This window comes from Winogradskyella sp., from assembly GCF_016744625.1.
Classification (GTDB): Bacteria; Bacteroidota; Bacteroidia; order Flavobacteriales; family Flavobacteriaceae; genus Winogradskyella.
The window spans coordinates 1-14,292 of the sequence record NZ_JADGDZ010000026.1 but is presented as its reverse complement, the minus strand read 5'-3'; the positions used below and the strand labels follow the sequence as shown (position 1 = coordinate 14,292).

Here is a 14,292-nt window from a genome sequence, read left to right as displayed (position 1 = left end):
AGATAGGACTTATTATCTGTTTTAGGTAACTAACTAAATTGAAGCAATTTGTCTTTTATTTATTTTCTGATTGTTTTTTTCTTTTTTGATATTCTTGAATTCTTTCCCAGCCTTTCGGGCTTATAGATTTCCAATAAATTTTATAAAAATCTTCACGATTTATTCTATTTTTTTTAAAGAATTTATCGAAGTAATTTCTAAGGTTATCTTTTTCATTAGAGGAAGAGGATAGTAAATCATTTTGTTGACTATCAAATATCATTATTGATGCAAATTGCTTCCTTTCATTTCCATTAGCTACAATGTCATAGGTATTTCCATCTGAGAATAGATCTATTTTTTCCCACTTAATTAGAGGTTGTTTTACATTATTTGGATAGATCTCTTTGTCCCATTTTCCAAATTTATTAAACATACCTTTAATAGTATAAAAGGGAGATACACAATAGAATCTCATTTCATTAAATATAATAGTATCCTTATTTAGTATTGTTTTATAGGTTTTGTTTAAAATTACTTTATGAGTTTTATATAAATTTTGGCATTTATCCTGTTTTAATTTATCCTGAGAAGACACACAGCTAATTATAATAAGTAATGTAATTATAAATAGACTTTGTTTTATAACTAACCTTGGCATAAAGAATTTGATTTTAGATAAAGTTAGTTAACAAATATTAAAGGAACAACCTTAAATCGTATCTTCGTTAAAGATTTTTCACTACTTAATGACCAAATACGATTATATCATTTTAGGAGCAGGAGCCTCAGGTTTAATGCTAGCATGCAGAATGTCGCAAGATACATTCTTTGATGATAAATCAGTTTTAATTATAGATAAAGTAAAAGACAAGGGCAACGACAGAACTTGGTGCTTTTGGGAACACGGAGAAGGTGAGTGGGATCATTTATTAACCAAGACTTGGCCAAAAATTTTCTTTGGAAGTGATTCGTATTCTAACACTATAAATATTACCCCTTATAATTATAAAATGATACGAAGTGAAGCGTTCTACAAATCACTTTGGAAACAAATAAATTCAAAATCGAATTTCAAGTTTGTTGAAGATATGGTTGACAACTTCACAGAATTAAAAAATGGTGTACAAGTCATCACCAAAAAAGGGAATTATTTGTGCTCAAAACTCTTTAATAGTTTGTCAAATTCTGTGGTTTGTGAAACTCAAAAAAAGTATCCAATTTTACAACAGCATTTTGTGGGTTGGTTTGTAAAAACTAAGGAGGATACATTTGATGATTCAGTCGCAACTTTCATGGATTTTACAGTTGATCAAAATGAAAACACGCGTTTTATGTATGTGTTGCCTGTAGATAAAAAAACAGCTTTATTTGAATACACATTATTTTCAAAAAAAATACTGCAAGGCATTGATTACGAAATAGCTATTAAGGATTACTTAAACAGTAAGGGTATACTAGATTTTGAAATCATTGAAAAAGAAAAAGGGTCAATACCTATGACTTCTTTTAAGTTTTCAAAGTTAAACTCGAAGCATATTTTAAATATAGGCACAGCAGGAGGGTGGACAAAGGCAAGTACTGGTTACACCTTTAGAAATACTTCTAAAAAGACAAAAGAGCTCACTAGTTTTTTGAAGAGAGAAACCGATTTGTCTAAGTTTCATAAGAAGACTAAATACTGGTTTTATGATCTTATATTTTTAGATGTCTTAGCCAATCACAATGAAGAAGGTGCAGCATTGTTTTCTTCAATGTTTAGAAAAGCAAAAACCGAAACCATTTTTAAGTTTTTAGATGAAGAATCTACTTTGTTTGAAGATTTAAAGATTATTTTGTCTGTGCCACCTAAACGATTTATTCAGGCGTTTTTTAAGCGTATTTTTTAGCTTTCAGAATACACCTGTCCACGATGAGGCTTCAATGCATCTCTAATGGGTTTCATATCAGATTCGTTAACAACCAAATATGCTAAACTGTGCATGTCATTTAAAGTTTCAATACCAGTTATTGATATAGATAGCTTATTTATGCTAATGTATTCTTTTAAATGTATTAGATGGTGTTCTGCGGTTTTTTGACTGACTGGTCCTCTAAAATCCCAAATCAATTTTAGTTTACGCATTTGCGACAGAAATTCTTTGTTCTACAAAGTTCTTAAAGTTGGTCATGTATGTTTTTGTTTGTTTTTTAAAAGATCTAGGCATTAAAAACAACATAGCATTCATCATAAAATTTGTAGGTTCAAATTTATTTTCAGCAATCCATTTAGTGTAACCATCTGTAGTACTTTCAAAATAGTTTTGTTGAATATTGCGAATGCCTTTTGTATTATATGTGGCATGCAATTCGTTGGGAAAATTTTGCTTGGTAATGGTTTCTACTAATTCCATTTTACGTTTCCCAAAATCATAAATCAACTTCATTCTGGCTCCAAATTCACCAGGAGTTCCAGAGATATGTTCTGTACTGACTAAGCCCTTTTGCCAATGCTTCATGTTCTCAGAAGAATCCATTTTCCGAATCACTTCTTCTATTGGCTTTTTAATAAGGATTTCAGTTGTATATTTCATTAAATGAGGGAATTTTTATAAAAGTATAAAACTCTCTTGCAATACTTGAAATTTATCGACGTTAGTACGTTTTTAATTGTTCAAATAATCATAAGATTTGATCTAGTGTAACTTTGGTATGATTTTTACTACATAACTGACATTAAGTATCTAAATATTGAAAAGTATTCAGCTTGTAAAATAAGGGATTTATGTTATTTTTGCTGTGCTTCAAAAAAGTGAATAATTATAAGTATTACAATATAAAGAAAGATAGATTATGAGTATTAAATTTAAATGTTTGTTAGTAGTGCTATTTGCACTTAATTTTTCTTTTTCTCAAGACAAGGATCAGGTACTTCTAAAAGTGGATGGATCTCCAGTGATGTCTTCAGAATTTCTAAGAGTTTATAACAAAAACTTGGATTTGGTTAAGGATGAAAGTCAGAAAGACATCGACGGCTATTTAAAGTTGTTTACAGAATATCAATTAAAGCTCAAAGAAGCACGACGCTTAAAGCTAGACGAAGATAAAAAGTACCAACGCGAGTTTTTGAATTATAAAAAACAGTTGACTAAGAATTATCTATCAGAGAATAAAGTAACTGATGCCTTAGTAAAAGAGGCTTACGAGCGTAGTAATATGGATATCAGTGCGTCGCATATTTTAGTGCGTTTAGATGAATCTGCAACTGATACTTTAACTGCATATAATGAAGTTTTGGCTTTACGAGAACGTGTTTTAAAAGAAGGTTTTGATACTGTAAAAGCAAAAATGCACAATGGAAACACAATCTTTCTAGAAGATTTAGGCTATTTCTCTGCCTTTAAAATGGTCTATGATTTTGAAACTGCAGCATACAACACACCAGAGGGAGAGTTGTCAATGCCATTTAGAACGCAATTTGGTTACCATGTTGTTAACATAAAGGAGAAGCGAGCATCTAGGGGAACGATAACTGCGGCTCATATTATGGTCAATTTTAAACAAACAGATTCGCTTTTAAATCCTGAGCAACGTATTAATGATATTTATAAAAAACTGAATCAAGGAGAGAGTTTTGAATCTTTAGCAAAACAATTTTCTGATGATAAAAGCTCGGCTAAAAATGGTGGAAAATTATCACCTTTTAAAAGTGGGCAGTTAAGTTCTACAATTTTTGAAGATACAGCATTCGGATTAAAAAGTAATGGGGAGGTTAGTGTACCTTTTAAAAGCGAGTATGGTTGGCACATCGTTAAGCGTATTGGGCTTAAGCCAATTCAAGAATTCAAGGATTTAAAAGCATCTTTAGAAGCAAGAGTACAGCGAGATTCAAGATCTAAGTTAATTAATACTGCGATGGTAAAGGAGCTTAAAAAGCGTTATCAAATTTCATATAATCCAGAAGCTAAAGCGTATTTTCAATCGTTAATTACTAATGAGTTTTTTGCACGTTCTTGGAGATTGCCAGAAGATTTTGAAGAAGATAAAACGGTATTTACAATAAATAATAGACCATTTACGTACAATGAATTTGGTCGCCATTTAATGGCAGCGCAACGTGTGTATAGTGGGAAAAATAAACCAGCTTTAATAGTTATAAATAAAGAATTTAATACGTTTTTTGAAAAATCTATCCTTCAATTTAGAGAAGATAATTTAGAATTAGAAAACAAGGATTTTGCTCATATTATTAAAGAATACAGAGATGGACTTCTATTATTCGACTTAATGGAAAAAGAAGTTTGGAACAAAGCATCAAAAGATACTGTTGGATTAGATGCTTATTACAATAAGTACAAATCGAAGTATCAGTGGGAAGATAGAGTTGAAGTTGTAATGGCATCTTCTGCTGACAAAGCGAATATGAAGACGATTCTTAAAATGATGAAAAAAGGAAAGTCTGAGGAAGAGATTACTGAAGCTTTAAATACAGAAGATAAACAGAACGTTATATTCACTAAAGGAATATTTAATACTAATGACAGTAAATTGCCTACTAATTTCGAAATGAAGGAAGGTGTTTCTAAAGCATACAAGCACAATGAAGCGTTTCATGTTATAGATGTGAAAGCTATTTTACCAGCCGGAAACAAAACTTTAGAAGAAGCAAAAGGTAACGTAATTAATGATTACCAAACAGAACTAGAAGCCAATTGGATTAATGGTCTTCATAAGCGTTTTAAAGTTGAAGTTGACAAAGACGCTCTAAAAGCTATTAAAGCTAAAATCGGAAACTAATAATTAGTCTTGAAACAAACTCTATACATACTTATTCTTTGTTTGCTTTGCACAAACTGTGATTTCTTTAAGAAGACAGACAATCGCAAACCTATTGCTAGAGTAAATGATTCGTATTTGTACAAGGAGGATGTTGAAGATGTTGTGCCAGAAGGAGCTAGTAAAGAGGACAGTATACTCATGGTTAATGCTTATGTTAATCGTTGGGCAAGACAGCTACTTTTAATGGATGGCGCTTTAGTAAATCTTTCTGAAGATAAGCAAAACGAATTTTCAAAACTTGTTGATCAGTATAAGAGTGATCTTTATACTAAAGCGTATTTAGAAGGTTTAGTAAAGAAAAATATTGACACTATAGTTAAAGCTGATGAGGCTAAAATATTCTATGAAGCTAATAAAGAATCATTTAAACTAAATGATGATTTGCTGCAGTTTAGATATGTGAGTTTACCGCTCAATCCTATTGATTTAGATACTATTAAGGTGAGATTTAAGCGTTTTGAAACTAAGGATAAAAATTATTTAGATTCTATTTCTGTTCAGTTTAAATCCTATTCATTAAATGATTCCATTTGGATTAAATATAGTCAAGTGGCTGAAAAAATTTCAGTAGTAAGTTTTGAAAACAAAAATCAACTGTTAAAAAAAACTAATTTCTTACAACTCAAAGATTCATTAAACCTATATTTGATGCAAGTTAATGACGTGCGTTTGCAAAATGATTATGCGCCTTTAGAATACGTCAATACATCAATAGAACAAATTGTTATAAACAAGAGAAAATTAGAGCTCATCAAGCAACTCAAAAATGATATTACAAAAGATGCCATTAAGAACAATCAATTCCAAATTTATAATTAGAGCAATACTTTTATGTTGCTTTATTTCATTCAATTTTTCTAATGCACAAGAAATTATTGAAGATGAAAAACCACAAGTAGAGAAACCAAAAGACAGTGTTGTAAATAAGTCTCGTATTAAGGCTGATGGAGTGGCTGCTGTAGTTGGTGAATTTATCATTCTTGAATCTGATTTAGATAGAGAGATAGCACAATTAAAAGCACAAGGAGCAGATTTAGAAGGAATTACGCGTTGCGAACTTTTTGGTAGTTTGTTAGAGGGAAAACTATATGCGCATCAAGCGATTCAAGATAGTGTTATTGTTAACGAGTTATATATACAATCATTAGTTGATCAGCAGATTCAAGGGATTTTAGCACAGACCAAAGGAGATATGGCTGGTATGTTAAAGTTCTATAAGAAAGATTCTGAGGCAGCTCTTAGAGATGAGATGTACGAGATTAATAAGAATGGCTATTTGGCTAGAGAAATGCAGAAGAAAGTTACGGATGAGATTGAAGTAACTCCAGAAGAAGTAAGACAATTTTTTAATGATATTCCCAAAGAAGAACGTCCAACCTTTGGTACAGAATTAAAATTAGCGGAAATCGTAGTAATACCAGACGTAACAGAAGAGGCTAAACAAGCCGTTATAGATAAATTAAATGGCTTTAAGAAAGATGTAGAAGAGAATGGGTCTAGTTTTACAACCAAAGTATTGTTCTATACTGATGATACTGCTTCTAAATCTACTGGTGGAAAATATACGTTAAATAGAAAGCAACCAAGAATGGTTAAAGAGTTTAGAGACGTTGCATTTTCTTTACAAGAAGGTGAAATATCTGCACCTTTTGAATCTGATTTTGGTTTTCATATTATTTTATTAGAAAAAATTAGAGGACAAGAATATGATGTTAGGCATATTCTATTGCGACCAGAACTAACTCCAGATGCTATCCAAGAAGCGAAAGATGAAGTTGATGAAGTCAGAGCAAAACTTGTAGATGGTACTTTAACTTTTGCTGAAGCGGCAAGAGAATTTAGTGACCAAAAAGAAACAAAATACGAAGGAGGTCAAATGACGAATCCTACAACACAAGATTTTAATTTTGAATTAACTAGAATGGATCCTGAGTTGTATTCTCAAATTCAAGAGTTAAAAGATGGTGAAATAAGTGAGGTGTTGCAAGATGAAGATCGTGTAAATAGAATAAAATTTAAGATTTTAACCGTTACAGATAGAATAGATGATCATGAAGCAGAATTTGCTAGAGATTATTTAAAAATTAAAGATTTAGCATTACAAGACAAGCAAATTAAGGCTATTGAAAAATGGCAAAGAGCAACTATTGTAGAAACTTACATTAAGATTAATGGTGAGTATAGAGATTGCGATTTTGAAAGTAACTGGTTAAAAAATCAATAGGATATGTCTGATGTTGCTATAATTGAAAATTTTGTAAAGAAATATGCTGCACTTAAGCAAGAGGTTGCTAAAGTTATTATTGGGCAAGACGATGTAGTCAATCAGATTTTAATATCCATTTTCTCTGGTGGTCATTCACTTTTAATTGGCGTTCCTGGTTTAGCAAAAACCTTAATGGTAAATACTATTGCTCAAGCTTTAGGATTAGACTTTAAACGTATTCAATTTACACCAGATTTAATGCCGAGTGATATTTTAGGGAGTGAAATCTTGGATGAAAACCGTCAATTTAAATTTATCAAAGGCCCAATATTTGCTAATATTATTTTGGCAGATGAGATTAATAGGACTCCTCCAAAAACGCAAGCCGCTTTATTAGAAGCAATGCAAGAAAGATCTGTCACAGTTGCTGGTCATCAGTACAAATTAAGTTTGCCTTATTTTGTTTTGGCAACCCAAAATCCAATTGAGCAAGAAGGAACTTATCCTTTACCAGAAGCACAATTAGACCGTTTTATGTTTGCTATAAATTTAGAATATCCATCTTTTCAAGAAGAAGTAGATGTTGTAAAGGCGACTACTACTGATAATAAGCCAAGCGTAAATGCATTATTCTCAGCACAAGAGATTATAGATTTTCAGAATGTGATTCGTCGTATTCCAGTAGCTGATAATGTAGTTGAGTATGCGGTTTCTTTGGTTAGTAAAACTAGACCAAAAGCAGATACTGCCGCAGATATTGTAAGAGAATTTGTGGATTGGGGAGCAGGACCAAGAGCATCACAGAACTTAATTCTAGCAGCTAAAACACATGCTGCAACAAATGGTAAATTTTCACCAGATATTGAAAATATTCAAGCAGTTGCTACTGGAATTCTAAGGCACAGAATCATTAAAAATTACAAAGCTGAAGCTGAAGGTGTTACTGACGAGAAAATTATTGAAAGCTTATTTTAAAAGCATTTTAATATTTGCTTTTAAACGTTCGACGTCTTCTGGAATGAGAATATTATAAAATCCACGAATCCTTTGATTTTTATCTAATAAAGCGACATAACTGCTATGATAGAAATCTGTACCATCTTCATTAGGTCTAAAATTTGTCATAAACTGTTTGGCTTGTTGCCTAGTGTCTTCTTCTGTAGAGGTGACAAATAGCCATTTGTAGCTTGGTATTTCTGTAGCATCAGAGTATTTTTTTAATGCTTCGATAGTATCATTCTTTTGATCTATACTGTGGGAAACTAATAGAAAGCTTTCTTCCTCTAAAAATTCTTTAGCAACGTCTATAAATTCTGTTCGCATTGGTGGACAAATACTTGGGCAACGTGTAAAAAAGAAATTGGCAACTACAATTTTATTTTGAATAGTTTCCGTTGTAACCTGTTTACCATCTTGATTAATAAAATCAGAATAGGTTATGGAGTAAGTTTCTTTTTCACCTTTAGAATTAATGGTATAACTCAAAATGGGTAGGTCTTCAGTTTGTGATTGACAACTTATAAATAAAACAACTATAAAAAGTACTCGTAATCTCATCATTTCTGAGCATTATATGCTTTTAATTTCTCATCCATTTCTTTATCAAATAGAAATACAAACATACTTGCCATCATGTCTTGATTGACGTCAGAAGTATTGTTGGTTTTCAAAACAAGTTCATAATTATGATCTGGATAGAGCATCACACCTTCTTCACTTGAAAATGTAGATACACTTTTCAATCCTATTTTATCTGTATAGTTTTCTGCTTTAGAAGTAAAAAGTACAGAATCCATGGTTTTATCTTTCAATGTTAATGTTTCTGCATAAGGATGCAAATGTGTGGCTATATGATGCATTGTAGTGCTGTCCTTTAGTTGAAGTTGTTGTGTTATGTCATAACTGTATGTTTCTCGTCCTGGAAAAACGACCCAATGTCCAGATAGACTTTCTCCGTCTTTGTTTTTATAACTGTGATTTCCAGTTTCAACAGGTAAGCACATGTTAGGATTGTTCTCTGTTGGCCCTTGAAATGGATTATTAGCGTCGTAAGGCAGCATCACAAATACCGTTTTGCTTTGTAGAGATTTCATTTTTTTATCATTTGGTTGATAGCCTAATGTAACTTTATGTTTTACAGAAAATGGTTCTGATTTTATATTATGATTTAGGGCTTGTGTGGATAAAAATAAATTTTCATTTTCAAACACAGGAAAACCAAAACCTTTAGGAAATTTATAAGTTTCAATACCATTACTCATAGAAGTTAATCTAGGGTAGTGTTGTCCAATTCGCTCATTTAAATTCCAGCGCGAATAATGTTCGCCATCATAAAAATCAATGTTGGTATGGCAGACATAGTCATTTGAGAGTCGATCAACTTCATTAGTACTAATGGCTTTAGTTTCAAAAGATGTAATCCAAACCAAATCATCATTCTTTGGGTTGATTTGAAACGAACGCATCACTTTTGGTCCTTCCATCGATTTATAAACTTGGTCGACCACTAGCGTTGGTGTTATAAGTGATACAGAGTTGTTTTCTATCTTAATATTCCAAGTGTTATCTACTAATCCTAAGGTGTGATTAATACGTGTTTTAATAATCGCTTTATGTCTGCTTGAGAGATTTAAATAATAAATTCCACCAATGCTTATAGCAACTAATATCAATAAAACTGAATATTTTAGTACTTTAGACTTCACACAATAAAAATACTGTTTTTATGCAAGCTTATGGCGACAATCGTGTTTTTGGTTTAGATCTTCTAAGAGTTGTCGCGATACTACTTGTTGTTTTTTCTAGCGTCTATTTTATTGTTCCAGATATACAAGGAGCCATTTATCAATTAATGAGTGTTGCAGGCGTTGTAGGTGTTGAAATATTTTTAGTGCTAAGTGGTTTTTTAGTCGGAAAAACTTTTTATAAACTTTATTTAAAGGAAGATTTTAGTTTTAAAGCCATAAAGCATTTCTGGTTGAGACGATGGTTTCGAGTATTGCCTAATTATGTTTTGGCTTTAATTTTTAGTATTCTAGTCAATATATACATAGGTCATAACTTACCTAATGATCTCTGGAAATATTTTGTATTGCTTCAAAATTTTGTGTCAGATACATCTTCAGGATTTTTTTATGAATCTTGGAGTATAACAGTTGGAGAATTTACTGCTTTGCTTGGGCCATTGTTTTTATATTGTACACTATTTATAAAAACTAAAATTTCAAAATCAAGACTATTTCTTTTGATTACATTGTTAGTCATAGCTATATTTTTAATTTCAAAATGGTTGTATTCTTTAAACGATAATGCAAAAACTATGGAGGCTTGGAGTACGGGTTTAAAGACAGTAGTGATTTATAGAATCGATGCTGTTTATTATGGTGTTTTAGTAGGGTATATTTCAATAGTGAAACCAAGGTTTTGGAAACAATGTAAGTATTTTGCCTTAGTATTAAGTTTGCTATTATTTTATTGTGTGCATGTTGTAGTAAATCAAAGTTATTGGTTTATAGAAACACATCCTACATTTTGGAATGTATGGTATTTACCTTTAAATTCTATAGCCATTGTATTAATACTTCCTTTTTTGAGTCAATGGCATACTACTCCAAAAATGATGAGTCAATCTATTCGTTTTTTAAGTTCTATTGCGTATGCAGTATATGTAATTCATTATTCAATTGTTTTACGATTGATGATGAACAATATACCTTCAAGGAACTTGCCTAAATTTGATAGTATAATTTATATACTAGTTTACATATCAATCTTAGTGTTACTTGGATACTTTATAAATCGATACTTTGAAGAACCTTTAAGGACTATTAGAAATTCTTCAAAAACCAATCATTTTTTTAAATAGTTGAGGCTAGTTTTTTCACGGTTTTATAACGAACGGTTATATTCATATTTATTCTAAATAAGATATTTTGTTAAATTAATATTTAAACCTCTGTTTTACTGTTAATAATCTATTTTTTCATTAGAAAATTAGTCAAATCATGATTTATTTTCAAGGAATAAGCAATTTTGTTACATATTTTTAAATCCTCTTTAAAATTTGTAAATTTGTGTCGCTTAAAAAAGAATTTTCAACCTCTTAAATATACTTTATGGCTTTTGACATTGATATGATTAAAAAGGTTTATGCTAACATGACAGAGCGCGTAGATGCTGCTAGAGACATTGTTGGAAAACCGTTAACACTTTCAGAAAAAATATTATACTCTCATTTATGGGATGGTAAACCAAATAAAGCCTTTACAAGAGGTAAGGATTATGTGGATTTTGCTCCAGACCGTGTAGCTTGTCAAGATGCAACAGCGCAAATGGCATTATTGCAGTTTATGCAAGCAGGAAAACCTAAAGTGGCAGTTCCAACAACAGTGCATTGTGATCACTTAATTCAAGCAAAAGAAGGTGCAGCGACAGATTTAAAAAACGCTAATAGCACAAGTAGTGAAGTATTTAATTTCTTGGAATCCGTTTCTAATAAATACGGAATTGGTTTCTGGAAGCCTGGTGCTGGTATTATTCACCAAGTGGTATTAGAAAATTATGCATTTCCTGGAGGAATGATGATTGGTACAGATTCGCATACAGTAAATGCTGGTGGATTAGGAATGGTTGCTATTGGAGTAGGTGGAGCTGATGCTGTTGATGTAATGGCTGGAATGGCTTGGGAACTTAAATTTCCTAAATTAATAGGTGTTAGATTAACAGGAAAACTTTCTGGTTGGACTGCACCAAAAGATGTAATTTTAAAAGTAGCAGGAATTGTTTCAGCTAAAGGTGGAACAGGTGCTATTGTAGAATATTTTGGACCTGGAGCGACGTCTATGTCTTGTACAGGTAAAGGAACAATTTGTAATATGGGAGCTGAAATTGGAGCAACCACATCTACATTTGGTTATGATGATTCTATGGAACGTTATTTACGTGCTACAGATAGAGCCGATGTAGCTGATGAAGCAAATAAAATTAGACCATATTTAACAGCAGATGCAGAAGTGTATGCAAATCCAGAGCAATATTTTGATCAAGTTATTGATATTGATTTATCTGAGTTAGGTCCTTTATTAAATGGTCCTTTTACTCCAGATTTATCAACACCAGTTGGTAATGATATGTCTGAGAGAGCAAAAGAGAACGAATGGCCAGTTGCTGTAGAATGGGGATTAATTGGTTCTTGTACAAATTCTTCTTACGAAGATTTATCGAGAGCATCTTCTATCGCACAACAAGCTATAGATAAAGGTATTAAGATGAAAGCGGATTTAGGGATTAATCCTGGATCCGAACAAGTACGCTACACAGCAGAACGTGATGGTATTTTAGGAATTTTTGAAAACTTAGATGCTAAAATATTTACCAATGCTTGTGGTCCTTGTATTGGACAATGGGCAAGATATAGTGATCCTAAAAATGCACCTAAGAATAGTATAGTTCATTCATTTAATAGAAACTTTGCTAAACGTGCAGATGGTAATCCAAACACACATGCTTTTGTTGCTTCACCAGAAATTACAGCTGCAATAGCTATTGCTGGTCGTTTAGATTTTAATCCAATGACGGATAAGTTGATTAATGAGAATGGGGAAGAAGTGATGTTCGATGAACCAACAGGATGGGAATTACCTCCTAAAGGTTTTGATGTTAAAGACAACGGCTATTTAGCACCAGAAGAAGATGGTAGTGGAGTAGAAATTTCTGTGAATCCTACATCTGAACGTTTACAATTATTAGAACCATTTACACCTCTTGGTGATTCTATCTCAGGAGCGAAATTGTTAATTAAAGCGTTCGGAAAATGTACAACAGATCATATTTCTATGGCTGGTCCTTGGTTACGTTTTAGAGGGCATTTAGATAATATTGCAAACAACACATTGATTGGTGCTGTAAATGCATTTGGTAAGAAAACAAACTTTGTTAAAAACCAATTGACAGGTGAATTTGGCGGAGTGCCAGATACTGCTAGAGCTTATAAAGCTGCAGGAGTAAAATCTATTGTAGTTGGTGATCATAATTATGGTGAAGGATCTTCTAGAGAGCATGCTGCGATGCAACCAAGACAATTGGGTGTTGCTGCTGTAATTGTAAAGTCGTTTGCTCGTATTCATGAAACAAACCTTAAAAAACAAGGGATGTTAGGTTTAACTTTTGCTAATGAAGCCGATTACGATTTAATACAAGAGGATGATACATTTAACTTCTTAGATTTAAATGAGTTTGCACCTGGTAAGCAATTAAATATTGAACTTGTACATGCAGATGGATCTAAGGATACAATTGCTGTAAACCATACATATAACGATTCTCAAATAGAATGGTATAATGAAGGTTCTGCACTTAATTTAATTAAGAAAGAGAACGCATAATATTATTGATGATAGTTTTTTAGAGACTCCTAGTTTTTACTAGGAGTTTTTTTATGACATTATTTGAAAGGTTTTATATTATTTTTCGACTTTATATTCAACTCAATTAAATCTATTAAAAACTATGAATTCCATCTGGGTTTTTGAAGACGTCAACTTGTTTAGTTTATTGTGCCCTCACAAATTCAAAAAATACAAGGCTTGTCACAGTTTTGATGCATACAAAAAAAGCGATTACATCTATTTTGAAGCAGATGCTGCAAACAAAGTATATCTTATAGAAAAGGGTAAGGTAAAGATTGGTTATTATAATGAAGATGGCTCAGAAATAGTGAAATCCATTCTAAGTAAAGGCGATTTATTTGGTGAAAAGGCTATTTTAGGAGAAGAGAAGCGTGGTGAATTTGCGCAATCTATAGATAATAGTACATCTATTTGTCCGGTTAGTGTAGATACCATGCACGAACTTATGAGAGATAACAAAACCTTTGGCTTAAGGATTTATAAGTTTATTGGATTTAAGTTTAAGAAATTAGAACGACGCCTTCAGTTGTTGTTATTTAAAGATTCAAAAACACGATTGTTAGAATTTCTTGAAGAGCTATGTTCAGATTATGGTTATGACTGTGATAAAACAGGGGATAATATTATAAATCATCCTTATACTCAAAAAGATATTGCATCTTTAATAGGTATATCTAGACCAACCTTAAATATTCTATTGAACGAGTTAAAAGAAGAAAATATTATAGATTTTAATCGCAAACAAATTAGAATTTATAAAACATCCGCTTAATTTTATAATTAATGAAAGGCAAAATTACCACACGCAATATTGTATTTTTAATTCTTATTGCAGTATTTATTATTCCACAGACAAGACAAGCAATTCAAGTTGTATTACAT

Annotated in this window: 13 protein-coding genes; 8 read left to right on the top strand and 5 right to left on the bottom strand. The window is 31.7% G+C overall.

What is annotated here, in order from left to right:
• Window positions 1-55: 55 nt before the first annotated feature.
• Window positions 56-640, bottom strand: coding sequence for a hypothetical protein (locus tag QZZ53_RS07615; RefSeq protein ID WP_296383219.1), 585 nt, complete (start codon window positions 638-640; stop codon window positions 56-58).
• 88 nt (window positions 641-728) lie between these two features.
• On the opposite strand from QZZ53_RS07615, the gene QZZ53_RS07610 reads away from it, so the two are divergent.
• Window positions 729-1,868 (top strand): lycopene cyclase family protein, encoded by a 1,140-nt coding sequence (locus QZZ53_RS07610; protein WP_296383218.1) that lies wholly within the window; start codon window positions 729-731, stop codon window positions 1,866-1,868.
• Here QZZ53_RS07610 and QZZ53_RS07605 read toward each other — a convergent pair.
• Window positions 1,865-2,104: a hypothetical protein gene (locus QZZ53_RS07605; RefSeq protein ID WP_296383216.1), complete on the bottom strand. Its 240-nt coding sequence runs from the start codon at window positions 2,102-2,104 to the stop codon at window positions 1,865-1,867. The two genes, QZZ53_RS07610 and QZZ53_RS07605, sit on opposite strands and share 4 nt — an antisense overlap.
• Entirely contained in the window at window positions 2,097-2,552 is a 456-nt protein-coding gene (locus tag QZZ53_RS07600; RefSeq protein WP_296383214.1) for an SRPBCC family protein, read from the bottom strand. The genes QZZ53_RS07605 and QZZ53_RS07600 overlap by 8 nt, the downstream gene beginning before the upstream one ends.
• Window positions 2,553-2,811: 259 nt before the next feature.
• Here QZZ53_RS07600 and QZZ53_RS07595 point away from each other — a divergent pair, with 259 nt between their 5' ends.
• The 4 genes from QZZ53_RS07595 to QZZ53_RS07580 are packed head-to-tail and all read left to right on the top strand — an operon-like array spanning window position 2,812 to window position 7,978.
• Complete coding sequence (locus QZZ53_RS07595; protein WP_296383212.1) at window positions 2,812-4,755, top strand: peptidylprolyl isomerase; 1,944 nt, start codon at window positions 2,812-2,814, stop codon at window positions 4,753-4,755.
• Window positions 4,756-4,764: 9 nt separating this feature from the next.
• On the top strand, window positions 4,765-5,616 hold the full coding sequence (locus tag QZZ53_RS07590; protein WP_296383209.1) for a peptidyl-prolyl cis-trans isomerase: 852 nt from the start codon (window positions 4,765-4,767) through the stop codon (window positions 5,614-5,616).
• Window positions 5,564-7,021: a peptidylprolyl isomerase gene (locus tag QZZ53_RS07585; RefSeq protein ID WP_296383208.1), complete on the top strand. Its 1,458-nt coding sequence runs from the start codon at window positions 5,564-5,566 to the stop codon at window positions 7,019-7,021. The genes QZZ53_RS07590 and QZZ53_RS07585 overlap by 53 nt, the downstream gene beginning before the upstream one ends.
• A 3-nt stretch (window positions 7,022-7,024) precedes the next feature.
• Complete coding sequence (locus QZZ53_RS07580) at window positions 7,025-7,978, top strand: MoxR family ATPase (protein WP_296383206.1); 954 nt, start codon at window positions 7,025-7,027, stop codon at window positions 7,976-7,978.
• On the opposite strand, the gene QZZ53_RS07575 is transcribed toward QZZ53_RS07580, so the two are convergent.
• Together QZZ53_RS07575 and QZZ53_RS07570 are read right to left on the bottom strand one after the other, a co-directional pair.
• Window positions 7,970-8,563, bottom strand: a complete 594-nt coding sequence (locus QZZ53_RS07575) for an SCO family protein (RefSeq protein ID WP_296383204.1) — start codon at window positions 8,561-8,563, stop codon at window positions 7,970-7,972. The two genes, QZZ53_RS07580 and QZZ53_RS07575, sit on opposite strands and share 9 nt — an antisense overlap.
• Entirely contained in the window at window positions 8,560-9,708 is a 1,149-nt protein-coding gene (locus QZZ53_RS07570; protein ID WP_296383202.1) for a hypothetical protein, read from the bottom strand. The genes QZZ53_RS07575 and QZZ53_RS07570 overlap by 4 nt, the downstream gene beginning before the upstream one ends.
• Window positions 9,709-9,728: 20 nt before the next feature.
• On the opposite strand from QZZ53_RS07570, the gene QZZ53_RS07565 reads away from it, so the two are divergent.
• From QZZ53_RS07565 to QZZ53_RS07555, 3 genes are all read left to right on the top strand, one after another.
• The gene (locus QZZ53_RS07565) at window positions 9,729-10,868 is read left to right on the top strand and encodes an acyltransferase (protein ID WP_296383200.1); all 1,140 of its coding nucleotides are present in this window, start codon (window positions 9,729-9,731) and stop codon (window positions 10,866-10,868) included.
• A gap of 250 nt (window positions 10,869-11,118) precedes the next feature.
• Window positions 11,119-13,386: an aconitate hydratase gene (locus QZZ53_RS07560; RefSeq protein WP_296383197.1), complete on the top strand. Its 2,268-nt coding sequence runs from the start codon at window positions 11,119-11,121 to the stop codon at window positions 13,384-13,386.
• A 124-nt stretch (window positions 13,387-13,510) separates the two neighbouring features.
• Window positions 13,511-14,182, top strand: a complete 672-nt coding sequence (locus QZZ53_RS07555; RefSeq protein ID WP_296383194.1) for a Crp/Fnr family transcriptional regulator — start codon at window positions 13,511-13,513, stop codon at window positions 14,180-14,182.
• The last annotated feature ends 110 nt before the right edge of the window (window positions 14,183-14,292 follow it).